General features: G+C 44.2%; 19 protein-coding genes. 15 read left to right on the forward strand and 4 right to left on the reverse strand.

What is annotated here, in order from left to right; translation table 11 throughout:
- The first annotated feature begins 632 nt into the window (after positions 1-632).
- Positions 633-1235, forward strand: coding sequence for a DP-EP family protein (locus tag K0625_RS08595; protein WP_220109315.1), 603 nt, complete (start codon positions 633-635; stop codon positions 1233-1235).
- On the opposite strand, the gene K0625_RS08600 is transcribed toward K0625_RS08595, so the two are convergent.
- Positions 1232-4054 carry a serine/threonine-protein kinase gene (locus tag K0625_RS08600; protein ID WP_220109316.1) on the reverse strand — a complete coding sequence of 941 codons (2823 nt, stop codon included), beginning with the start codon at positions 4052-4054 and terminating at the stop codon, positions 1232-1234. The two genes, K0625_RS08595 and K0625_RS08600, sit on opposite strands and share 4 nt — an antisense overlap.
- A 43-nt stretch (positions 4055-4097) precedes the next feature.
- Complete coding sequence (locus K0625_RS08605; RefSeq protein WP_220109317.1) at positions 4098-5123, reverse strand: FHA domain-containing protein; 1026 nt, start codon at positions 5121-5123, stop codon at positions 4098-4100.
- 367 nt (positions 5124-5490) lie between these two features.
- On the opposite strand from K0625_RS08605, the gene K0625_RS08610 reads away from it, so the two are divergent.
- The 4 genes from K0625_RS08610 to bluB all read left to right on the forward strand — a co-directional run bounded on the left by K0625_RS08610 (position 5491) and on the right by bluB (position 11341).
- Positions 5491-7695 carry a molybdopterin oxidoreductase family protein gene (locus tag K0625_RS08610; protein ID WP_220109318.1) on the forward strand — a complete coding sequence of 735 codons (2205 nt, stop codon included), beginning with the start codon at positions 5491-5493 and terminating at the stop codon, positions 7693-7695.
- Between the two features lie 35 nt (positions 7696-7730).
- Positions 7731-9779 carry a DmsC/YnfH family molybdoenzyme membrane anchor subunit gene (locus K0625_RS08615; protein WP_220109319.1) on the forward strand — a complete coding sequence of 683 codons (2049 nt, stop codon included), beginning with the start codon at positions 7731-7733 and terminating at the stop codon, positions 9777-9779.
- Positions 9780-9990: 211 nt separating this feature from the next.
- A complete protein-coding gene (locus K0625_RS08620) occupies positions 9991-10479 on the forward strand; it encodes a hypothetical protein (protein WP_220109320.1) in 489 nt (162 codons plus the stop codon).
- Positions 10480-10678: 199 nt separating this feature from the next.
- The gene (gene bluB, locus K0625_RS08625; RefSeq protein ID WP_220109321.1) at positions 10679-11341 is read left to right on the forward strand and encodes a 5,6-dimethylbenzimidazole synthase; all 663 of its coding nucleotides are present in this window, start codon (positions 10679-10681) and stop codon (positions 11339-11341) included.
- A 6-nt stretch (positions 11342-11347) separates the two neighbouring features.
- On the opposite strand, the gene K0625_RS08630 is transcribed toward bluB, so the two are convergent.
- Both K0625_RS08630 and bioA read right to left on the reverse strand, forming a co-directional pair.
- Positions 11348-12061 carry an SDR family NAD(P)-dependent oxidoreductase gene (locus K0625_RS08630; protein ID WP_220109322.1) on the reverse strand — a complete coding sequence of 238 codons (714 nt, stop codon included), beginning with the start codon at positions 12059-12061 and terminating at the stop codon, positions 11348-11350.
- A 12-nt stretch (positions 12062-12073) separates the two neighbouring features.
- A complete protein-coding gene (gene bioA / locus K0625_RS08635; protein WP_220109323.1) occupies positions 12074-13441 on the reverse strand; it encodes an adenosylmethionine--8-amino-7-oxononanoate transaminase in 1368 nt (455 codons plus the stop codon).
- 110 nt (positions 13442-13551) lie between these two features.
- On the opposite strand from bioA, the gene bioB reads away from it, so the two are divergent.
- The 10 genes from bioB (at position 13552) to nirB (ending at position 25205) form a co-directional block, all read left to right on the forward strand.
- Positions 13552-14616: a biotin synthase BioB gene (gene bioB, locus K0625_RS08640; protein ID WP_220109324.1), complete on the forward strand. Its 1065-nt coding sequence runs from the start codon at positions 13552-13554 to the stop codon at positions 14614-14616.
- A 77-nt stretch (positions 14617-14693) separates the two neighbouring features.
- On the forward strand, positions 14694-15833 hold the full coding sequence (locus K0625_RS08645) for an aminotransferase class I/II-fold pyridoxal phosphate-dependent enzyme (RefSeq protein ID WP_232847011.1): 1140 nt from the start codon (positions 14694-14696) through the stop codon (positions 15831-15833).
- 48 nt (positions 15834-15881) lie between these two features.
- A complete protein-coding gene (locus K0625_RS08650; RefSeq protein ID WP_220109326.1) occupies positions 15882-16673 on the forward strand; it encodes a methyltransferase domain-containing protein in 792 nt (263 codons plus the stop codon).
- Positions 16674-16676: 3 nt separating this feature from the next.
- A complete protein-coding gene (gene bioD, locus K0625_RS08655) occupies positions 16677-17345 on the forward strand; it encodes a dethiobiotin synthase (RefSeq protein WP_220109327.1) in 669 nt (222 codons plus the stop codon).
- 289 nt (positions 17346-17634) lie between these two features.
- Complete coding sequence (htpX, locus tag K0625_RS08660; RefSeq protein WP_012324500.1) at positions 17635-18495, forward strand: protease HtpX; 861 nt, start codon at positions 17635-17637, stop codon at positions 18493-18495.
- A 469-nt stretch (positions 18496-18964) separates the two neighbouring features.
- Entirely contained in the window at positions 18965-19312 is a 348-nt protein-coding gene (gene cctA / locus K0625_RS08665) for a tetraheme c-type cytochrome CctA (protein WP_220109328.1), read from the forward strand.
- A 308-nt stretch (positions 19313-19620) separates the two neighbouring features.
- Positions 19621-20481: a uroporphyrinogen-III C-methyltransferase gene (gene cobA, locus K0625_RS08670; RefSeq protein WP_220109329.1), complete on the forward strand. Its 861-nt coding sequence runs from the start codon at positions 19621-19623 to the stop codon at positions 20479-20481.
- A gap of 19 nt (positions 20482-20500) precedes the next feature.
- A complete protein-coding gene (locus K0625_RS08675) occupies positions 20501-21637 on the forward strand; it encodes a glycosyl transferase (protein WP_232846992.1) in 1137 nt (378 codons plus the stop codon).
- Positions 21638-22183, forward strand: coding sequence for an ANTAR domain-containing protein (locus K0625_RS08680; RefSeq protein ID WP_220109330.1), 546 nt, complete (start codon positions 21638-21640; stop codon positions 22181-22183).
- A gap of 379 nt (positions 22184-22562) precedes the next feature.
- Positions 22563-25205 carry a nitrite reductase large subunit NirB gene (gene nirB / locus K0625_RS08685; RefSeq protein ID WP_220109331.1) on the forward strand — a complete coding sequence of 881 codons (2643 nt, stop codon included), beginning with the start codon at positions 22563-22565 and terminating at the stop codon, positions 25203-25205.
- Positions 25206-25212: the final 7 nt, after the last annotated feature.

Consider the following 25212-nt stretch of genomic DNA (forward strand, 5'->3'; position numbering starts at 1 on the left):
TTTGTTAGTCAGTTATAGGAGGTATGTCAGTTTTATGGTTCGACTGCTTAATACTTGCTTGCCAGATTTGGATTAACCAATCTTGGGAGTGATAACCTCCCGACAGAGCGAAATTTAGCTGCAGGATAAGTTCGTTATCTCTTTGTTTGCCAGTTAACCAGTGAAAGACTCGGTTAAGACTACACAGTTTCATACTAGTAAGCTCTGTATTATTCACTTCATAAAAGCTTATCAAAAATGATAAAAAATCCGTATTACACCATATAACACGAATTAAACAGCTAATTGCTTCATGCTCTATGAATTAAGTGGAGTATTCTAAAATTATCATAGGTTTGATATTTTTTATCTATTCACATTTTGTTACTTATGGCTGTGAACTAGGGGGGATATAGATAAATTAAAAGGCTTGAATATGGAGGGAAACTGCTGTACTAATTTATAAGGCTTAATTAGACTTCGAATTTAAATAAGCTGAACTAATACCTTAATTTTTGATGGTTCTATTACTTTTTTTAATGAGTTATTTATTCACTGTCTCTATTGTTGAGTCAGTATAAATAACGATTAAGCCTATCAAGTTTTTATTTATCCAATCACGCAAGATAATCTATGACAGGGAAGGGAGATTAATGATGAACATAGCCGAAAACATGACAAACAAAGTGACAGAGGGGGTTGAGATTGTGGTTCCTGCACCCGCGTTCGAAGGAAACAGTATGAACGTGAGTACTGATGTTAACTATTTTTCAATCACGCCCGATGTGCTCTCCCCTTGGAATACCGAAATCTATCGAGTTGATAATGGGGTGTTAGCACCAACACCGAGTCCATGTTCATCCTTAACTATAAGTTTTGAGCCTTATAAACCAAGTGAAACAAGTCCTGTCGTGCTTAGCGAGGAGCTGCAACTCCTGCAGAGGGTGGTACTTATCGGCAAGATGAGTGATAAAGCTATCGAGGCTGGTTGGCGTTTCTATGAAAACGGCATCGTGTTTGATGAGGAGCAAAATGCCAGTGCTTATAGTGTTACCAGTCAGGTGGCGGATAATGGATTACAAGTTATATTGACCATTGAGCAGGTGAAAGAGACTCCCGTTGAGGGAGATACTATTTCCTTTAGGTATGTGGCATCAAAAGACCTACCGACCCCACCTTTTACCGATACACAGGGACAATTCACTGTTCACTATTCGCAAGATCCACAGGTTGGTGTAAGGCGCCCTATGGGTTAGGTTTTCAAGCGTAAAATCAACTCTTTAAGCTGGCAACGATCAAGTGTGCCAGCTGTTTCCAGTAATTGACTAAACTTTGGTATTTCACAGAGTGAATCAAACCAAGGCAGATTAAACCAGACAGCTCCTATATTGGAATTTAGTGCCTCTTCGACTTGAGATAGTGCTGAGGTATGCTCCCCGATTTGTGTGTATATGAGGGCGGCGACAAAAAATACCTCACCATCATTTGTTGACATTTTTTTTAGTTGATTTAACGCTTTAATTGCTGCTTGGTGGTCACCTATATGAACATAAGCTTGTGCTCTTTGTAGCCAAGCACTTCTGCTATCTACTTCCTGATTTAATTTTAAAACCTGCCGATAGTGGGCATGGGCTTGGCTTGTTTTACCTAAGATTAATTGAATATCGGCCAGATTTAATATCCAGTTTGGGTGGTTAGGGCTACTATCTACCGCCAATTGAGCCATCTCCAGTGCTTGTTGGTATTTCCCTGAGAGTGCATAGCTAAGTCCAAGGTTACTAATATCAATACTTTGATTGTTTGTTTTCACTAAAGGAAGATAAAGCGCTATTGCTTGCTCTAAGTCTCCCTCAATAAGTGAAATATCAGCGAGTAGTTGATTGGCAAAGTAGTGTTTTGAATTGATTGAAAGTAGAGTTTTTAAGGTTTTTTTAGTGTTTATTGAATCACTCTCCCACCAATAACTGAGTGCTAAATTATATAATAACTTTGTACTTGGTCTCAGGAATAAAGCTTTTTGGTAGGTACTTATGGCCTGCTCTAATTGATTACTGACTAAGAAAAAGTAGGCTTGAAACTCAATTAAAGTGGTTTGATTTGCACCACGCTGTTTCGCTATGTTTAGTTGAGTATGAGCTTTGTCAAACTCATTGGTTGAGGCATAGATAGTGAACTTATCTATAGCCTGTTCAACACTGTATCTGTATTCAGGAGGGGATTGGTCTAATAGCTTCTCAAAGATGTGAAGAAACTTCTCATCATTTGTACTGTTATAAAAACTTAATGCACTCTCTCTAAATAGAGAATAGGCGGAATAGAGGTAAGGGGTTTTCTGAATTAATGTCGCTAAAGACTGCATCAATTCTGGTGTGACTCTCCCTTCGAGCAACACTGTTGAATAAAGATCAATATAAGTCAGGTAGTCTTGTTCACTAACCTGCATATTTACCTGCTTTCCAGCCCCGCTATCCGAAAATAGCTTAGTTACTTTCAGTTGGGTGTCGTTATGGGTGGCGTAGAAATTCTCCAATATTACCGGCCAGTGATCTTGCTCTGATACCGTCCAGCGCTGAGAGTCTGAGCTTCTATTTAATCGTGAGAGAGTAATGTTGCAGCGGGTAATGTTGCAGTTGATTTCACTGGTGAGGATATCTGTCGCGCCGGTATAGTTGCCGATTGCATTGATATCGCCCTCGATGGCATTAACCTCTGAGCTTGAGATAAGCTGCATCGATTGGTTTTGTATTATGTACTGCTTAATAGCATCGTCCATGGTTGCTACCAGCAGGCTAGGCTCTGCTGTGGCTAAAAGATTGGAGCCGATGGGGTTTTGATTGCTAAAGCTTGAGCTCTCAAGTGTTGGTGGGATCACTACCACTTGATGTTTAATCGCCGTGCTAGATGGTGCAGGATTCATAAAAGCCAATAGTGATGGGTAGTTTGCCAGCAATAAAGCCGTTAACAGGCAAAGAGCTGTCACCGTTATGAGTATACTTTTTTTCGATAACGGGTTGAGTGGGCTAGTTTTAAGTGGACTATTTTTAAGTGCACTATCTTTAAGTACATTGTCTCTAAGTGCATTGTCTCTAAGTGTATTGTCTTTAGAGGGAGAATTATGCTCCTCTGTTTCGACGTTGCTATCGTATAGCGGAGTATTGGCCACAGTTTGCTGCTGTAATATCTCCTCTTGGGTTTGGGCGATGATAATTTGTTGGAGTTTATCCGCCACTTGTTTCGCACTTTGCACTCTATCTGCGGGGTGTTTTTGAAGTAGTTGATTAAGTAGTTTTGCTAATGCTGCTGGGATTTGTGGCACAAGTTCAAAGGCATCTGGTGCAGGGGTATTGACTATGTTGTCACCAATCTGACTTGCCGAGCCTGTGCCAAAAGGGTGGTGACCAGAGATAAAGCGATAGGCCAAAATGCCGAAAGAGAATAGATCACTTAAATGGTTGATTGGCAATCCATTTAGCTGCTCTGGCGACATGGCTATTTTACAACCTTGGCTTGCAGCTAGATTCTCATTTTTTTCGCTGATATTTTGTAGTACTTGGACTGATCGCTGAGTTTGCGCAATGCCAAAATCAACAATTTTCGCGCCGAAACCACCTTCATTTGTCTCCGAGGTAATGATGATATTGGACGCTTTTAGATCGCAATGAACAACTCCAACATGATGTGCGGCTGCGAGCCCTAGACAGATCTGATATAAGATCGTTAGCTTCTGGATTAGACTAGGGAGCTGCTCATGTTGAAACTGCTGAAGCGGTTGGCCTTCGATGAACTCCATGACTAATACGAGCTGACTTTGATGTTCCAGCACATCATAGATCTGCACAATATTAGGATGGTTTAACTTAGCTAAGGCTCTGGCTTCATCTAGTGTTTGATTTGGTGTCTTGCTCCCGTCTGATGCTTGATTTAACACTTTAATGGCGACGGTTCGATGCAAACGAGTATCTTGAGCAAGGTATACCTTGCCCATGCCTCCCGCACCTAAAGTATCTGTCAGCGTATATTTATCTGAAATAAACTCAGGGAGTTGTAGGGGCGTGGGCTCAGTTATAGGCTTCAATTTACTTCTATTCCTATTTTATGATGGCTGAATGTTAAAACCACTAGTGGTGCCCGTACTGTGTTTGGTTATCGCTTGGAGTGCTCTCTCTATTTTGATGTAGACCACACTCGAGTTTCTGTCCCTTGTAGATGTTAAAATTAGCACTGCCGAAACGCACTTTTCCAGCCTGTCTTTGGATGATGTATTCGGCATCATTGACGTTGACACTGTCGCTGAACTGTTTTCTGGCTCTGTGGATCTGGATATTAAGATGGCGGATCTCTATCCCCAAATCTTTGACGAGTTGATCTGCATAAACCCAGCCCTGCTCAGATTCATCTAACCCTTGCTCTGCGCTTAAGGAGCGGTATCTGGCTAGATTCAAGGTTAAATAGTGATGACTGCGCACATGGAGATCTAATATCGATTCAGGAGTATGTACTTTTAGCTGTGATACCTCTTCATCTAAGCTTAGATAGAAATCAAAGGTGATATCTTCAAGGGTTAATCGAGAGTCCTGCAACGCCTGAGTTAATGGCTCTAGATGGCTAAGGTGCAGTTGCCACTTCTGCTGTTGAAACTCGATAATTTGCCCCTCTGCGAGTATGCAGTTGTCATCGGTTTCACTGTCAATGGATGAGACTTTCCAGTTATCCATCTTTGGGTCATGAAATATGGCTAATTCAGGATTTGAGTGAGGGAGTAGATTGTACTCCTCAAGTGTAATCGCATCATCAAGGTGTTGATTATCTTCTCCAGGCGTTGTGCAGGGGATAAGAAGGTCGGCAGGTGCATCGGTATTTTCTAAACAATATTCCTGATGTTCTAAGGAGGCGAAATTAATCTTATCTCCCGCTTTCAGTGGATAGCGCTTATTACTAAAGAGTTTTATCTTATTTAACCAGCAGCCATTTGTGCTGATATCTCGAATAGTCCAGATGCCATCACTCCACTCTATTATCGCATGGATTTTTGATATATCTGAATGACTTATTAGCGTATTTACTGAATAAGCTAAACGTCCAAAACTGTGGTGGGCATAAAGGTAAACTTTAGAGTTTGAATTCGGATCAATGATATACGCCATTTAACTGCTCCCTTTCATAATTAAATAAAGTCCGATTTTATTTAAAGTAAAGGTTAACCCTGTATAACCTTCGCCACCGTTAAATTGTAGCTATCTATTTTACGAACCTCTAATTATAGATATCATTTTATTATTTTCGCTTCTATCTTAACGCGTTAAAAAAACCGTGGCTAGTAATGAAAATGAATTGTAAATAAGGTGAAGGCTTTTTGTTGTCAAAATTGCACCAAAACAAGGCGGTAGCACTGTTATTGTCCAAGTTCTTCCACTCTATTTTTCATATCTGATTGATTTTAATGGGGTAAGTGTTTGGCACAACTAGTGCAAAGTTAAGGGTAAATAAACCTTAGCTGTATCTGGAGTGCTGATGTTGTTTGGTCGAAAAAACAGAAAGCCCATTGTGATCCCAAATAAGCAAGTTGCGAAGTGGAAGTACACTACGTGTAATTATTGCTCTACAGGCTGCTCTATTGAGATTGGATTGAATGAGCATAATAAGATAGTGACAACTCGTGGTCATGCTGGGGCCGATGTCAATCGAGGTAAGCTATGTATTAAGGGGATCCTTGAACATGAGTTATTTGAAAGTCCGGGTAGAGGCTGTGCACCGCTTGTTCGTAATCAACATTTCGAGGAGTTCGAGGAAAGTTCTTGGGATCATGTCTTAGATACGACTGCGAGCAAGATAAAGCAGATCCAAGCCGAGTATGGACGTGATGCATTTGCCATTGTCTCTTCGGGTCAGCTATTAACTGAAGAGTTCTACACTTTAGGCAAGCTTGCTCGTGGCGTGATTGGCACCAATAATTATGATGGCAACACGACTTTGTGTATGGCATCGGCGGTGAGTGGCTATAAGCGCTCCTTTGGCGCCGACGGGCCACCGGGTTGCTATGATGACTTTGAACACACTCACTGTTTAATGGCCTTTGGCTCTAACCTTCCAGAGCAGCATCCCATCATCTATTGGCGTTTAAAAGAGGCGCTTGAGAAGCGTCACTTCCCGCTCATTGTTGTTGATCCTAGAGTGACTATGTTGGCGCAGTTTGCTGATATTCATCTGCCTATTACACCGGGAACCGATTGTGTGCTGATTAATGCCATGCTGCATGTGATCATCAAAGAGGGTTTGCAAGATCAAAGCTATATTGATGCCCATACTCAAGGCTTTGAAGCAGTCAAAGCGCTTGTTGGTGCATATAGCCCAGAAATTGCTCAGCATATCTGCGGCATCGATGAAGACACCATACGCAATGTGGCGAGGCTGTACGCTAATGCGCCGGCTGCGATGAGTATCTGGACCATGGGGATCAATCAATCAACCCATGGCTCCGACGGTGTCGCGAACATCAATAACCTCAATATGCTCACCGGTAACATAGGCAAGCCAGGCGGCACTAGTTTATCGATAACCGGTCAGTGTAACGCCATGGGTACCCGAGAGTGGTCATCATGTTCTGGGCTACCCGGTTACCGTTATTTGGAAAATAGGGCTGATCGAGATGAGATCGCAGCGTTTTGGGGGATAGACTCTGACTTTTTCCCAAAAAAGCGTGGTTTGGCCGAGACCGATATTTTTCCCGCAATAGAAACTGGCGAGATTAAAGGCTTGTGGATTGTGGCCACGAATCCGATGACCTCAATGCCAAATACACCACGAATACGTAAGGCGTTAGAGAAGTTAGATTTTTTGGTGGTTCAAGATGTATATCAGGATGTTGAAACCAATCAATATTCCCATGTGTATCTTCCTGCGTCTGTGTGGGCAGAGAAAGAGGGCACCCATACCAATACCGAGCGCAGAGTCAATCTCATTAGCAATGTGTTACCTCCCTATAAAAACTCTAAACCGGATTTTTGGATCTTTAATCAACTGGCGAAACGCTTTGAGAATGGTCAGATGATCCATTTTCCTGAGACGCCAGAGGGGGCATTTGAGGAGATGAAATACCTGTCTAAAGGTAAGTTGCCACACGGCGCACCGCGTAACTTAGATATTTCGGGGATGAGCTATGCAAAAATTGCCGCGGCTAAAGGGATACAGTGGCCATTTCGAGAAACGGATGAGGGGTTAAAGGGCACACCTAGGCTCTATAGCGATGGCGTATTTGCCACGCAAACGGGCAAGGCGAACCTTATTCCTGTGGATTTTTACAATAATAATGAGCAGCCCTGTGATGAGTATCCTTTTTGGCTTAATAGTGGCCGTGTGGTCGAGCATTTTCATACCCGTACCCGTACAGGAAAGATAGGTAACTGTAATAAGTTCAGCCCAACCGCCTATATGGAGATGAATCCAGATGCGGCGAATGCATTAGGGGTTAAACATCAAAGCTATGTGCGTTTAACCAGCCGTCGAGGCGATGCGGTTGTGATGGTGCAGCTAACACAGAGAGTGCCGCGTAATATGGTCTTTATCCCTTTTCATTATCACGATTGCGTAAACAGGCTGACACTCGGCTTACTCGATCCCTATTCCCGTCAGCCAGCCTTTAAACAATGTGCAACCCGAATTGAGGCGATTGATCAAGTTGAAGCTGCCCGTATCAATGCCGAGCGACGTGCATTTTGATTGGTAAACCGCAGGGTGAATTCAAGGACATAGTGATGAGTATAGAAAACATAGAAGAGCCAAAAATAACAGCTAGCATCAAGAAAGTTGATGTCGATCTGTATATCCCTGAGCAGGCAACGAGTACAAGTTCAAAAAAAGAGACTGCCTCAAATAGAGCTGAGGAGAATAAAGAGCAACAGGGACGCTCAAATCACTGGGAAGTGAGAACTGATGAGCAAGCTTATGCTTATTTGCCAAAAACAGAGAGTGAAATTGAAAATCGTTACGGCAAGCGGATTGATCTTGTTGAGTTGACCGATAAACCGGTAGGTCGCTCCATGTTTATTAATGACAACCCGCAAGTTGGCACTAATCCAGATCGTAATAAACAGCATGGGTTTTTCTTTACCGCCGATAACTGTATCGGCTGTCATGCCTGTGAGTCAGCTTGTTCTGAGAAGAATGATAATCCTGCGCACTTGGCATTTCGCTCTGTAGGGTATGTGGAAGGGGGCTCATACCCAGATTATAAACGGATGAATATCTCCATGGCCTGTAACCATTGTGATGATCCTGTGTGTTTAAAAGGGTGTCCAACGAGGGCATACACCAAACATGCTGAGTATGGCGCTGTATTGCAAGACCCTGAGACTTGTTTTGGTTGCGGTTACTGCACTTGGGTTTGTCCCTACAATGCCCCTCAGTTAGATCCGGTAAAAGGGCTGGTATCTAAATGTAATATGTGTGTCGATAGGCTCGAAGTTGGCCTTAAGCCTGCTTGTGTGTCGGCGTGTGTGGGTAACGCGCTGGATTTTGGCGTGATAGAGAATACACCAGAGAACAGAGAGCAGTGCAAAACCGCGATACCGGGCTTTCCATCTCCTGAGATCACCCATCCCAATATTCGCTTTCAGCAGACAAAAACACTACCTGATGAGTTGACTCGTACCGACAATACACCAGTTAAATACCATAAAGACTCCCAAGGTCATTATCAGCCTGTGGTGGATCAAAAGGTGGGTAAACAAAAACATTGGAACCTGCAAAAATTGAACAGTCGAGAAAACCCTCTGGTGCTATTTACCTTGTTGGCGCAGGCTGCACTTGGCACATTTATCATTCCATTTTTAGGGGCACTAGCAGGCATTGAGGTGTTCGAGGTATTTACCGGCTCCAACTTCTTCCTACCGCTGGTATTGCTCTCTATTGTGCTGATGTCTCTGGGTCTGTTTATGAGTGTGACTCACTTAGGTAAACCTTTTCGCTTTTACCGAGGTTTTAATAATTTGCGTTACTCACCCATGAGCCGCGAAGGTTTTGGTTTAGCTATGTTCTCTGCAAGCCTTGGAGTGACTTCACTGTTACTTTTGCCAAGCAATACGTGGGTTATCAGCTCGATAAACCAACTAATTGGCGTTGACTTAGTCAATCTAGTAACAGGAGTAACCTTAAGGCCTTGGGTGCTAGGTTCGGGGGGATTTGCGACCCTTGCTGGACTAGCTGGCCTCTATTATATGAACCAGTGTTATCAAATTAAGGCCAGACCCTTCTGGAATCACTGGCAAACCGTAACCAGCTTTGTGGGTAACAGCTTGTCTTTAGGCGCTATGGTCTGTGGTGTAGTTTTACTCATCTCAATCGGCGCTGAAGGAGCAGGTTTCTCTGATGCACTGCAGATACTGGGACTGGTATTTGTGCTGGGACAAATGATAGAGGCGGTTGGCTTGATTGGGCACAATATGATGCTTAATCGAAGTGAAAATGAAGGCGGGGCGGCTCACTATGTCCAATGCACTACATTTGGTAAAACCTATCTGCTACGTAACTATCTGCTAGGTTTTAACCTCTTTATGGGGTGTGGTTTACTGATGACTTCTCAGGTGCAAAATGTGAGTGAGTCCATAACAGTTGCAGTCTGGTTGAGCTTAAGCTTGGTCAATATTGTGACTGCAGTTATCGGCAGGGCGCTATTTTATAATCTCGTGATCCCGACGACGATGCCAGGTGCTTTTTTCTGGAAGAACAAAGGGTTTGAGCAACACGCAAGGGATGTAGGACTGGCTGATAATCCAACTTGCGGTGTCGCGCCTTTAGCTCATTAATGTTCGCTGAATCTATTGGTTAAACTATTGTTGGCAGATTGACTCATTTAAGTTGTACAAGATTGATGATTGGCACTCGATCGATATCAATAAATCAGGTATCTTGGAATATATCTAAGCTTTATAACCTGTTATCAATTGATTCGTCGACGACAATATGCTGAATTGGGTCTACATTTAGTTGATAAGAACAATAGCCAAGGATAAAAGAATGAACGTAGAGTTAATCGGAAATTTTGTCGGCCTCACTCTGGCTCATACTGGTTTTATTGGTAGTGGACAAAATGGTGAGTTGATGGTCCCTTACCTTATCTTACAGTCTGGTGCTAAAAGAGAGGTGCAGAATTTCGAAGCAGCCACTCAGCAAGAAGCGATAGAGCTGGCCCATAAAGCGATTGAGGAGCACCAAGACTCTGTGGATGCATGGTCTTATGCTCAAGAGGGAATTGTAGAGCTTGAGGATGGCACTAAACAGGATGTTTATCTGATTAAGGCTTGGTCAAATGAGCTTGCTCAACCTGTTCAACTTTACCAAAGATGTCAATCTAGCCCCTTTAAGCTTATCGGTAATATACAGATATTAAATTTTGAAGAAGCGGGCTTTAGCATGGAAGATGCAGATAGCTTTATGAATGCCCTTAATAATGGGATCTTGTCCCATAAAAGTGCTAACGAGAATTGGGAAAGCTGGTTTGAATAGCTAAAAGCCTGTGTTTGTTTGATGTCAGTTGGGGTTATAGAGTGGGCATGAGTTGCTACAGATGAGCGAATGAAGCAACACCACTTTTTAGCCCTTGATTTCAACCAAATGATAATATCGATTCTTTACTATAAAATCCTCGCACTCTCACTCCTTCGTAAGATAATCTACACCATCTCTTCCTTACCACTCCTTAGTGATGAAAATAACTGAAAATGAACGTGATGCTGTCTATAAAACTATTTTTGCCCGGCGAGATGTTCGTGGCGAGTTCTCCCCTGAACCGATCCCTGAGGATGTGTTACATCGAGTATTAACCGCTGCTCATCATGCCCCCAGTGTTGGTTTTATGCAGCCTTGGGATTTTGTTCTGGTTGATGATCTGGAAACAAAAAAGAAGATAAAGACTGGCTTTGATAGTGCTAATCGTGAATCTGCAGAACAGTTTAATGATGACAAAGCAGCTCAATACCGAAAATTAAAATTAGAGGGGATACTGGAAGCACCGCTGGGGATCTGTGTGACCTGCGATCGACACCGTAATGGCCCAACTGTGTTAGGTCGTACGATTAAAGCTGAGATGGATCTATTTAGCAGTGTGTGTGCAGTTCAGAATCTGTGGTTGGCAGCCAGAGCTGAAAATTTAGGTGTTGGTTGGGTGAGCATCCTCCATGACTCAGTACTAAGAGATGCACTTAATATTCCTGAAGAGATAGAGATAATCGCCTATCTGTGTGTAGGTTATGTTTCTTATTTCAAAGATAAACCTGAGTTGGAAACCTTAGGTTGGCAGCCCAGACGCGATGTTAACTCTGCAATTCATTATGGCACCTGGTCGAGAGCTGTGGACACAGGTGCCTAACAAGGCTTACAGCTGAGCTAAGGCGATGGGCGTACAATCAATATCGAGTTGAGGAAGCTGAGCGCCTTTACCTAGAGAGAGAATATAGGTAACGGCGTTAACTAAGTCATCAGTTTGTATCTTATCTTGGTTTGCAATTCGCCCATCATCAGTCATCTCGGTGTTAACCACACTGGGGCAGAGACAGGTGACCTTAACATTGTGGGGAAGCAGGTGTTTATACAAACTTTCACTGTAACTGATAAGGGCAGCTTTGGTAGCTGCGTATGCACCAATTTTAGGTAAGTGGCTTTTGCCAGCTAAAGAGGCAATATTGATAATATAGCCGGAGCGCGCTTGCTTCATCTGCTCGCAAATGGCATTTGTAAGTACCATGGTAGAGATGCAGTTGACGGAAAACAGTGTGCTAAGTGTGGCAGCAGAGGCGTGTTCGAACTCAATGCTAAGGACGCCTGCGCTGTTAACCAGTATATCAATGTTCGTGTGCTTTTCGGTTATCGTCTGAGCCACACTCTCTATTGCCGCACTATCACTAAAATCGATAGCAATGGTTTCTATGCTGATGTTTGGGTTGATTTCAAGTAGTGCCTGTTTAGCCGAGGTTAAATTGTTGGCTGTTTTTGCCATTAAGATCAGGTTAAACCCCATCTGGGCAAGTTTTTCAGCGATTGAATAGCCGATCCCGCGGCTACCTCCAGTGATAATTGCTAATTTCGACATGATGACTCCTGATTAACCGTGGCTAATAAACTCTGCTTGATCACCGCAGGTTAAGATACTTTTGGCCATTATTTTCATTGCACTGGTTAATTTAGTTAACTGCTCTGCAGAGATAACATAGGGGGGCATGATATAGATAAGGTTGGAAAACGGCCTTATCCAGACACCGAGGTCGACAAACTGCTGTTGTAACTCAGCGGTATTGACGCTCGAGTTCATCTCGATAACACCAATTGCGCCCAATACGCGGACATTTTTGACTTGTGGATATTCAACGGCTTCGGCAAGCTCATCTTGTAACTGACGCTCAATGTTACTGACTTGGGCTTGCCACTCATTGCGTGAGAGAAGATCTAAGCTGGCGCAAGCGGCAGAGCAGGCCAGTGGGTTACCCATAAATGTTGGGCCATGCATGAACACGCCTGCTGGCGAGTCGCTGATCCCCTGGGCGACCTCATCGCTACAGATAGTTGCGGCGAGTGAGATATAACCGCCAGTGAGGGCTTTGCCTAAACAGAGAATGTCGGCTTCAACGGCTTTTCCATCATGCATCGCATGTTCATAGGCAAATAACTTACCCGTACGCCCAAAGCCTGTTGCTATCTCATCGAGTATTAAAAGCACATTAAACTCATCACATAGCTGACGTAAACCAACTAAATATTGAGGGTGATAAAAGCGCATACCTCCAGCACCCTGTAAAACAGGCTCTAAGATAACCGCTGCTATCTCATTGCCCTGTGAGGCAAGCTTTGCACGCATCTCATCGAGTTCACTGTTATCGAATGGCTGGCCAAATTGAGTTTTGGGCGCACTGACAAACTCATGCTGAGTCACAGAATCGCCAAACATAGTGTGCATACCGCCTTCGGGATCGCACACACTCATGGCTGCAAATGTATCACCGTGATAGCCACACTTTACCGTTAGTATGCGCTGTTTTTGCGGCTGGTTACGTCCTTGCCAATACTGCAAAGACATCTTTAGCGCGACCTCAACAGCAATTGAGCCTGAGTCGGCTAAAAATACTTTAGTGAGGTTATCGCTGGTCATATTCACCAGCTTTTTTGACAGTTCAATTGCTGGCTGGTGAGTGATCCCACCAAACATGACATGGCTCAACTTGTGAAGCTGCTCCTGCATTGCATTGACGATTGTAGGGTGACTATAACCATGAACGCAGGCCCACCAAGAGCTGGTGCCATCGACAAGTTGGCGTCCATCATCCAGTGTCAGCTCACACTCTTTTGCGGATATAACGCCAAATGCAGGAAGGGCATGACTCATTGAAGTGTAAGGATGCCAGATATGTTGTTTATCAAATTCAAAGTCTATTGAACTGTTATTGGCGGCGATCGTAGAGTTGATATTTTTGTTCATAAAATAACCGTTAGTAAACCCTTTTATCTGGTTGGCGTTGACAGATTACGGTCTACAGGTATCCTAAGCAAGATAAAAACTAATTATATTGAGTTGAAAGGGTAAGTTAAATGTCGGAAATACAGCTGCGTCATGACTGGAAACGCGATGAGATTGAAGCACTTTTTGCTTTACCTATGAATGACTTACTTTTTGAAGCTCATTCAATCCATCGCCAGGTATACGATCCAAACGAAGTTCAGATCAGTCGTTTGTTGTCGATAAAAACCGGCGCTTGCCCTGAAGATTGTAAATATTGTCCTCAAAGTGCTCGTTATGATACTGGCCTTGAAAAAGAGCGTCTCATTGAGATTGAGAAGGTATTGACCGAAGCAAGAAGTGCTAAAGCCGCTGGTGCATCTCGATTCTGTATGGGCGCCGCGTGGCGTAATCCTCACGCTCGTGATATGCCTTACCTTAAAGATATGGTGCGTGAAGTTAAATCCATGGGAATGGAAACCTGCATGACCTTAGGCATGTTATCACCCGATCAAGCTGGAGAGCTTGCCGAGGCGGGATTAGATTACTACAACCATAATTTAGATACTTCACCTGAATATTACGGTGACATCATTACCACACGTACTTATCAAGACAGATTAGATACCTTGTCGAATGTACGCGCTGCAGGCATCAAAGTCTGCTCTGGCGGTATTGTGGGAATGGGCGAGCAGGCCACCGACCGCTCAGGTCTTCTGCAGCAGCTGGCTAATATGGAGCAGCACCCTGACTCTGTGCCAATTAACATGCTAGTTAAAGTCGCGGGGACGCCATTTGAGAATCTTGAGGATCTCGACCCATTGGTGTTTGTCAGAACCATTGCTGTTGCACGTATCTTGATGCCCCATTCAAGGGTTCGCTTGTCGGCAGGTCGTGAAAAAATGAGCGATGAGATGCAGGCGATGTGTTTCTTCGCTGGGGCCAACTCGATATTTTATGGCTGCAAACTGCTGACCACAAATAACCCTGAAGAGAATGAAGATATGACCCTGTTTAAGCGTCTTGGTCTGCATCCTGAGCAGGGCAAGTATGCCACCATCGAAGATGATAAGGCTGTACTTGAGAAAGCAACGGCTAAAGCTAACGCGATTAAAGATAAGCAAAGTGCTGCTTTTTATGATGCCGCTGCGCTTTAACGGATTAGCATTTTGTGACGAATAAATCCCTAGATGCATTAAGTTGCGATCGCATCTCTTTATCGCAAAAGATCCAGATGAGACAAGCCCAGCTTAAAGAGGTTGGGCTGCTGAGACAGAGAGAGAAGCTGAGTGTTACCCGCAGTGGCAGTGATAAGCCTGCCATGCTTTTCTCTGTTGAGGGCGTTGACTACCTTAATTTCAGTAGCAATGATTATCTTGGGTTATCTCAATCACCTGAGCTTGTTGAGGCGTTAAATCTCAGCGCTAACGACTATGGTGTTGGTAGCGGCTCATCCCCCTTAGTGACAGGATACAGTCAAGCTCATCAACAGCTTGAACAGCGTCTTTGTCAAATCACAGGCCATGAGGCGGGTTTACTTTTCTGTTCAGGCTTTAGTGCTAACAGTGCCTTGATGAAGACTCTATTTGATGCCAGTGATAATGTTGTGGCGGATAAACTGATCCACGCTTCGATTATTGATGGTCTGGGTGACAGTAAGGCTAGACTCAAACGTTTTTTACATAACGATCTGCAAAGTGCAGAGCGACTGCTGTTGAAGTATCAGCCTCAAGCCTTAGTGACAGAAAGTATCTTTAGTATGGATGGCGACAGGGCGCCGCTGGAAGCGCTGTCAGAGCTCTGTCATCAACAGGGAACTTGGTTGATTGTTGATGATGCCCATGGTTTTGGTATTGATGCCGCGTTGGCTAATAGAGCTTGTACGGTGAACGCCTCAATTGCCGATATTCAGGTCGTGACTTTTGGTAAAGCGCTAGGCTGTCAAGGCGCTGCGATTCTTGGCAGCCAAGCACTTATCGACTTTTTGGTGGCCAATGCTCGTGAATATATCTATTCGACGGCGCTTTCACCCACATCGGCAAGTCTTGCACTAGCTGCTGTCAATTTAACTCAAACGTCCATGCAGCCTGCAATAACCTTGGCTGATAATATTGCCTACTTTAGACAAAGCTGCGCCACGGCTCAGCTCAATTTAAATGGATCTGTGACACCTATCCAACCTCTGATTATTGGTGATGCCGATAAAACTTTAAAAGTGGCTGCAGATTTGAAAAGTGCTGGTGTGTGGGTAGGGGCAATTAGGCCACCCACAGTGCCTAAAGGAAGTGCAAGATTAAGGATCACTATCACAGCCTTGCATACCCGTAGTGACATTGACAAATTAGTGAGCGCGTTAGTATTGGCTCTGGAGTAGAATCCAATCAATGCTAAATTTAATTATTAGATGAGTGTGTAATTTAAGATGAAACCCGAAGTAGTCATAGATGGGGTTAACAAGATAAGCGACACTAATATCGTTGCTGAGCGTTTCTCTGCTGCAGCAAAAACATACTCCCGCCATAACTGTTTGCAAAAGCGTTCAGCGCAAGGCTTACTCAAAGAGATGAGTCCTTGCGGTGTTTTGCTCGATATCGGTTGTGGGCCTGGTACAGATTTTAGCCATTTAAAACGCGTAGAGAAGGTTATTGGCCTTGATATCGCGCCAGGCATGCTTGAGCAGCTGTCTATTAATTTCCCCTCCTATAAAACTGTCTGCGCCGATGCTAAAGCGATCCCTCTGCCTGAAAACAGTGTCGATACTGTGTATTCTAATCTCGCATTGCAGTGGTGTGACGACCTTAAGCAGTCTTTTAAAAGTACTGGGTCGGTATTAAAGTCTGGAGGTGATTACTATCTATCTGTTGTGGCCGAGGGCAGTTTGCCTGAGTTGGTCGAGCTGGGTTTTAGGGTGAATAGCTTCAGAAGTATGACCGATATCGTTTCACAGTTTGATCCTGAGTTTTGGGTAGTTAAGTCTGCCAAACTTGAACCTATTACGGTTTACTTCGATGATTTAAAATCTTTGCTCTACTCCATTAAAGGGGTAGGGGCGTCGATAGTGTCAGATGAGAAGAGTTCAGAGCAGAACTTGGCCCACGGCATTCGCGGCCGCGAAGATTGGAAAGAGCGGTTAGCGAGGGCGGAGTGCATACGTCAAGCTAAAGGGCTTCCTTTGACCTACCACATTGCACAGCTCCATGTAGAGAGACGATAACTGATGATCTATTTTGTGACAGGTACAGATACTGATTGTGGGAAAACTTTTATTTCATCGGCGCTACTTTGCAAAGTTGCGAGCCAAGGCCGAGCAAGCTTAGGGCTTAAGCCAATTGCTTCGGGTTGCGAGGAGACTGAACTGGGGCTGAGAAACAGTGATGCCTTGAGTTTAATGGCGCAATCCACTATCGAGTTAGATTATGAGCAAGTTAACCCTGTCTCCTTTAAACCTGCTATTGCGCCTCATATTGCCGCGATGCAAACCTGCGTTGATATCTCTCCTGAGACAGTGATTAAGCATCTGTCACCGACACTCTCCTTAGTCAATGAGACGGACTTTTGTTTAGTTGAGGGGGCTGGTGGCTGGCGATTACCTTTGGGAGAGGGAGCGTTTCTTTCTCAAGTAGTTCAAACACTCTCGCTTCCGGTTATCTTAGTCGTGGGGGTTAAGTTAGGCTGCTTAAACCATGCAGTTTTGACTCAAGAGGCGATACTGGCCGATGGTCTAGAGATCGCGGGTTGGGTTGGCAACATTGTTGATGCAGACATCTCATGCATCGAAGAGAATTTGGCTAGTCTTCATCTGCTCATGTCATCTCCCTGTTTAGGTGTGGTACCACATCTGTCTAATTGCTCTGCTGAAGAGGCGGCCAAATACCTGACAATCTAGCTTAGTTCTTGGTGTTACAGTCCACTATTTCTGAACCTTGCTTCTCTAATTAACAAAATTTAATGGCCTTTATATTATTGCCAAGCTTGGGCTCTGCCTTTTTTAAGACTAGCTTAATATAAGGCTTTTAGACTGCTTTCTCTTTAATTTACAACTGATTTTAAGTGAGTTGAACTTGTTCAGTTGACACTATTTTTAACTTTCTCACTTGAATTATCGCTTTTAGGACATATTATGTCTTCAAGAACGCAAAAATCTGGTATTCAGTACCCAACAGGAGCTTAACTAAATGCGTATTTTTTTATTGATTGCTACCAATATGGCAATCTTACTTGTGGCCTCGATTGTGATGTCACTTCTAGGGGTTAACACTTCAACCATGGGCGGATTGCTAGTATTCGCGGCGATTTTTGGTTTTGGTGGCGCCTTTATTAGTTTGGCAATCTCAAAGTGGATGGCTAAAAAAACTATGGGTTGTGAAGTGATCACAGCCCCTCGTGATAACACTGAGCGTTGGTTGGTTGAAACCGTTGCTCGCCAAGCCGAGCAAGCTGGCATTAAGATGCCAGAAGTGGCTATCTACCAATCTGAAGAGCTGAATGCGTTTGCGACAGGCCCGAGCAAAGATAATGCACTGGTTGCTGTCAGTAGCGGATTGCTTTATGGCATGAGCCAAGATGAGATTGAGGGTGTACTTGCTCACGAAGTAAGCCATGTTGCTAATGGTGATATGGTGACCTTGACTCTTATTCAGGGGGTAGTGAACACCTTTGTTATCTTCGCGGCCCGTGTTGTTGCCGGTATTATCGATAACTTTGTATCGAGTAATGACGAAGAGGGTGAAGGCCTTGGCATGTTCGCGTACATGGGGGTTGTCTTTGTTCTGGATATGCTATTTGGTATTCTTGCCTCTATGATAGTGGCTTACTTCTCTCGTATTCGTGAGTTTAAAGCCGATGAAGGCGCTGCTAAGCTTGCTGGTAAAGAGAAGATGATTGCCGCGCTTGAGCGTTTACGTCAAGGGCCTGCAACAGGTGCCATGCCAGCCCAAATGTCTGCATTAGGCATTAACGGCAAGAAGTCTATGTCTGAACTAATGATGAGTCATCCTCCATTAGAGAAACGCATCGCGGCACTTCGTAACAGCTAAGAGTCAATGGTGGAGGTTGTATCAGAACTAATGATGTCAGCACAGCCTCCATTAGAGAAGCGCATCGCGGCACTTCGCAACAGCTAAAATCGCTGGATTATTGATGATTGTTGAATAGAACGGGAGCCTAGGCTCCCGTTTTTTATGTTTAAACTCTAAAAGTGCATAATTATTTAGTTGTATAAAAAGTGAAATGAAATTTCACTGCAACTAAAGATTCATTCCTATATGCATGGGATTAGCGTGATCAATATCACTTTAATTCATTAATCATATGGTTAGAGGTGTTTTTATTTGATGAGTCTCACATATTATCAAAGTTGGAGTTGCTAAGGTTTCAGCTATAGTTAGTTGCGAGTTTGCTTATGTTTAGCTACTTTATGCATTGTCGTGCTATTACTTTAGGCAGCAAGATGACGTTGATAGTTGATAAAGCGTCACTATGTTGCTCCATAAAGAGGATATTATTGTGAGCAAAAAAATATTAAGTGCGCTATTCGGTGCAGGCTTGGCTGCGTTAGCTTTATCACCAACGGCGATGGCTGAACCACAAGAGCTTGCTGAGATGCATGCAGAGATGGATGGCTGTGAAGCATGTCATGCAGATGGCGAGCCTTCTGCTGATGGAGCTTATGAGTTTGAACAGTGCCAAAGCTGTCATGGTACACTGGCAGAGATGGACGCTGTTCATCAGCCCCATGAAGGTAACCTAACATGCGCTGATTGTCATGCGCCCCATGACATGAATGTTGGTGATAAGCCAGGATGTGATAGTTGTCATGATGATGGTCGTACATCTGAGTCGACGCTTAAATAGTGGTTTTGATGGAGCCATTAAGTTGAAATAAAATGCCAGCATTTGCTGGCATTTTTGTGCCTGCAGTTTCTGTTTCCATGCTTTGCTGAACTTTTTCCTCTCTTTTATGAGCTTTTTTGGTGCAAGACTTTGCACTCTTGGAGCTCAAACTTCGCAAAAATAGATATCAATTTTTAAAACATCAATATTAATCAATCTGTTAACTACTGGCATAAGGGTTGCGATAACTTCTCATAAGATTAAATCGTTCGTGTTACCTGTATTGCCCTAGAGGGGTTATCGAATTTAACTTTAAGAGGGAGTGCCCAGTGAAAACTGCTGATGTGATAAAACTTGATTTAAACCGGTATGCCAGTACTCCACCTAAGGTAGCGATTGTAGGGGCGGGGTGTGGCGAGGTGGAACTATTGACGTTAAAAGCGGCTCGATATATCTCAAAAGCCGATGTCATTATCTACGACAGTTTGGTGTGTGAGGATATCCTGACATTAGCATCATCTAAATGTGCAATGCATTTTGTCGGTAAGCGTTGTGGTCAACCCAGTGCTAAGCAAGATGAGATAAATGCACTATTGGTCGCTAGTACAAGGGATGGTGGTTTTGTGGTTCGTTTGAAAGGGGGCGATCCGAATATCTTTGGTCGTGGTTGCGAGGAGGCGCTTTATCTGGCTAAGAGCGGAATTAAGAGCGAGTTTGTTCCGGGAGTGACGGCGGCGCTTGGCTGCGCGGCGAGTACAGGGATCCCTTTGACACACAGAGGCGTGGCACGCTCTGTGACCTTTGTGACCGGACGAGTGTTTGATAACAGTGCCCAAAGCTGGAGTGCACTTCTCTGCGCCGAAACAAGCTTAGTCTTTTATATGGGCAAGGAGCAGGCTGGTAACATTGCGCAGGGATTATTGGCTGCGGGGGCAAGCATTGAGCTGCCTATGGCATTTATCACTAATGGTGCTAGAGCAGAACAGGAAGTGGTTTACGCCAAATTAGGCGGTATGGCGAAGGTAGCGCGGGGACTGGTTGTTGAGGGGCCCACCTTGATGATTGTCGGAGAGGTCGTCAATGTCGCTCAGACACTATCAGCGCTGGTTTCGAGTATTGAAGAGAGAGGTTCATGGCGAGTATCTGAGCATAGTGATAATCAAATGAATTCATCACGTATGGTGAGGTGAACTTTTGCACGGAAATACAATGACTAAAACAAGCTTTATGAAACAGAGCTTGATGAAAAAGAGCTACCAGGCCTTAGTAAAAGCTTTAGGGCGAGGGGTTAAAGGCTCCCGTAGCTTAACGCTTGAGGAGTCAAAATTTCTCGTTACTGGTTTTTATGATGGTTACGGTACTCGAGCTCAATTAGCGACATCCTTGATGTTAATGAGGGTAAGGGGAGAGACGATAGATGAGATTGCTGGGGTTACCTTAGGTATCCAATCGACAATATCCCCCGAGTGGAAAACCATAGATGCCAGTATCGATTGGCCCTGTTATGCGGGAAAGCGTGACATGCTGCCATGGCTGTTGCTCGCGGCCAAAGTGTTAGCCAAAGAGGGGGAACGAGTACTGTTACATGGCGACCCCCACTCGCTCTCCCATCGTTTACATATTGCTCGTTATGTTGCATCGCTCGGGATCCCCGTTGTTTCATCAGCTAAAGAGGCCAAGTCTGCGCTAGACAGCGCCGGGATCTGTTATCTAGATGCCGATCACCTAACGCCTTTAGTCTCGGTATTTCGCTCACTGCACCAAGAGTTAGGTTTACGTAGTCTTTTTCAAACCGCGATACGTTGTGTCAATCCTGCCTCTGCGCCCGTGAGCTTACGCAGCTACTTTCATCCTGGTTTAGATAAAGTGCATGTAAAGGTCGCGAGATCCATAGCGCTATTTAGCCCAGAGAGTAAAGAGATAAGGGTGGGCATTTTTAAGGGCGTGCAGGGGGAGACTGAAGTGAACCCAAGGATCGCCACTGAACTTTCTATTGTTACGGATCATGGTCAAGAGGGCTTTGTTATCCCAACGTTATTGGAGGGGGTGATTGGGATAACGAAATTTACTTCTCAATTAGAAATAGATCAGAAGCAGATTGCTGAATTGTTTATATCTATTTGGCAGCGGGGTGAGCTTATTTCCCATGATGAGTTGATACCGGACACTCAGAGAGTGACTCAATTGGCTATTGCGAGTGTTCTGAGTTCTTTGTCGGCGATATATCTGATTAAGGGGCGTTGTCAGCGCACTAAAGTTGCAACTCAATTAGCGCTCAAGGCTTGGAAAAATAGAGAAAACAAACTTAAAGGGCTTGTTAAAAAACCAGTGCTGGAGGAGAGGTAGATGAGATTATTGATTGTCTCTGAGGGGAATAAACTCGACTTTGCTAACGTTTCCTCTTATTTGAACAGTGAGGTTGAGTTGCTCTCACCTTTAAGCCTAAGCGAGCTTGAACGGCTCCCCTTAGATGTGGATAAGGATGTGATGCTGCTATCTGTGACGACTTTTGCCCGAAAGGAGTTGGCTTTTTTGCAAAGATTAATCGCATTCTCGGCTATTCCTCTGTTGATAAACGCGCAAAGTTGGCAAGCAGATGATCTTAAAAGCTTGTTAACCTGTGGTCGTGTGACATTTGTGCCAGGCCAGTTAGAGATGAGCCGTTTAAATGATTTACTTGTTTTGGCAAAATTAAGGTACGAACTCGCAGAGCAGCAGCTTCAAGAGATCAGTACTCTACAAGGCTGTTTAGAAGAGCAAAAACAGCTGGCAAAGGTAAAGTCTAAGCTTCAGGCTAAAGGGCTCTCTGAGTCTCAAGCTCACCAACTGCTACAAAAGGAGGCCATGAAGCAGGGACTCCCATTGGCTCAATTGGTAAAGCAGTTTCTTTAACACCCCTTTATTCTCTAAGTGCAGCTCAAAACAGAAGCATTGCGTTAATGAGCTATTCAATACCTTTTACTACTCCATCTAACTACTCGATCGATTTAATCACTTTGCCTGTTTGGTATTTTTTATGAGATGAACTTCTGCTCACTTGTGGTGCACTGGGGCTTAACTTGTGCATAAACTCTATACCTATTTATGATTACTTTTACTTTAAGTGGTTAAAAATCAATTAGATACAGAGTCTGCTTTGTTGGCATAGGCCTCGCATTCCTAATTGTAGCTTAACTGAAAATTAGAATTGATTGGCAATGGCGCCATGTTCCCAATGGGGAGCATGGCGCTTTTTATTTTTAAAGTAGTAGAAAAGAGTGGGGACAGGTTCATGGGATGCATACAAACGACTCAAGTGCCAGATGTAAGGTTTGGCCTAGATGAAGATGACTTAAGGCCCAAGTTACTGGTTGTGGGTAACGGCATGGTGGGTCACCATTTTATAGAGCAGCTTTGTGAACAAGGCCTTAATGAAAGGTATCAAGTGCAGGTATTTGGCGCTGAAAATTTGCCAGCCTATGACAGGGTTCAACTCTCTAAATACTTTGACTCAGGATCTGCTGATACCTTGATGTTGGCAAGTGTTGAGGCCTATCAAGCCAAAGGGATCTCGCTTCACCTTGGAAAAGAGGTAGTGGGTCTGGATATTGAGAGCAGGCATCTATATACCTCAGGTGATGAGAAGTGGCGCTATGATAAATTAGTGCTGGCAACAGGCTCCTATCCTTTTGTACCTCCTATTGAGGGAAAAGATCGTAAAAAATGCATGGTTTATCGCACCATTGATGATCTGCACGCTATTCAACATGCGGCTAAAGATGCCACTTCTGGCGTGGTTATTGGCGGAGGTCTCTTAGGACTTGAAGCCGCAAACGCCTTGCTGACTTTGGGTTTAGATACTCATGTTGTGGAGTTTGCGCCTCAGTTAATGCCAGTGCAACTTAATGACAAGGCCGGTGAACTGCTTTGCCAGAAGATTGAAGCACTTGGGGTGTCAGTTCATACCAGTAAGGCAACAACTGCGATTATTGACGGGGAGAGCTCAACTCACCGGATGACATTCAGAGATGGTAGCCATTTAGAAACTGACTTAATTGTCTTTTCGGCTGGGATCCGCCCTCAAGATAGCCTAGCGCGTTTAAGTGGTCTTGAGGTTGGTGAGCGTGGCGGAGTTGTCATTGATGATCATTGCTTAACCTCAAATGAGGATATCTATGCTATCGGTGAGTGTGCGCTTTGGCAGCAGCAAGTTTTTGGGCTGGTGGCGCCGGGTTATCAGATGGCGCGAACTGTTATCTCCCATCTTTCATCGAGCAGTAAGGGAGCTGACTCTGCTCCTTTTAGTGGCGCAGATATGAGCACTAAGCTTAAGTTGTTAGGGGTTGATGTCGCATCTATTGGTCAAAGCCGAGGCTTTGATAATGCAAAGTTTGTTGAGCTTAGTGACAATCAAGCAGGCACTTATAAAAAGCTTTGGTTGGATGAAACGGGAGATTACCTAAAAGGGGCTGTGTTAGTCGGTGATGTGACTGATTACAACTTTCTCCTTAATCAATACCTTTCAGGTAGTGCACTAACAACTCCCGCCATTGAACTATTTCAACAAGATGCTGATGCCCCTTTAACGCTCAATGATGATGCCGTTATCTGCTCATGTCATCAAGTCACTAAGGCAGACATAGTTGCTAGGGTGATAGAGGGAGATCACTCCCTTGCGGCTATTAAAGGTTGCACTAAAGCGGCATCAGGCTGTGGAGGATGTAGTGCGCTGGTTCAGCAAGTGATCACTCAAACCATGGAGTCTCAAGGCCTTGAGGTATCTAAAGGGATATGTTGTCACTTTGAACATGACAGACAATCACTGTTTCACCTATGCCAAGTTGAATCCATTACTGATTTCTCCTCTTTGATAAAACGTCATGGAAAAGTGGGGACGAGCCAACTCGGGCTTGGGTGCGATATCTGTAAACCCCTAGTGGCATCGATTTTTGCCACCCTCGAGAATGAGTATGTTCTCAATCTGCAGCATGCCAATTTGCAAGACACTAATGACGCCTATCTGGGCAATTTACAAAAAGATGGCTCATATTCTGTCGTCCCTCGCATTGCAGGGGGAGAGATAAGCCCCGATAAATTGATTGCTCTAGGTGAGATAGCCAAAAAGCATGACTTGTATACCAAGATAACCGGTGGACAACGCATCGATCTCTTTGGCGCGCAGCTCACCGATCTTCCCATGATCTGGCAGGAGTTAGTGGAGCAGGGGTTTGAAACTGGCCATGCTTACGGCAAGTCACTTCGAACAGTGAAATCCTGTGTCGGCAGCACTTGGTGCCGATATGGTGTACAAGACTCGGTGGGTTTAGCGATAGCGCTTGAGAATCGCTATAAAGGCTTGAGATCGCCACACAAGTTAAAGTTTGCAGTATCGGGTTGTACTCGAGAGTGTGCAGAAGCACAGAGTAAAGATATTGGTATTATTGCCAGTGATAAAGGTTGGAACCTTTATGTTGGCGGCAATGGAGGCATGAAGCCAAGACACGGCGATCTGTTTGCAACCGATCTTAGCACCAGAGAGTTAGTGCGCTTTATCGATCAGATCTTGATGTTTTATTCCAAAACCGCTGCACGTCTGCAGCGTACCTCTGTCTGGCTCGAATCCCTCGAAGGGGGGCTAGCCTACCTTCAATCTGTGATTATCGATGACAGCTTAGGTCTGATATCAGAGCTTGAAAGCCATATGGATAAAGTGGTTGCCAGCTATCAATGTGAATGGAAAACCAGTTTAGAGACTCCAGAGTTTTTATCTCGATTTAGTGAATACGTAAATCCTGAACAGATGCCTGCATTTGGGTTAGAGCAGTATCGATACAGTCGTGGTCAACGTTTCCCTGTTTCCACATCTGACAGAATTCCTTTGATCAACATTCCTCTTAGTGAAGATGCTCAATTAGCTGAATTAAGTGAAGTTTAACTATATG

Source organism: Shewanella nanhaiensis, assembly GCF_019457885.1.
Lineage (GTDB): Bacteria > Pseudomonadota > Gammaproteobacteria > Enterobacterales > Shewanellaceae > Shewanella > Shewanella nanhaiensis.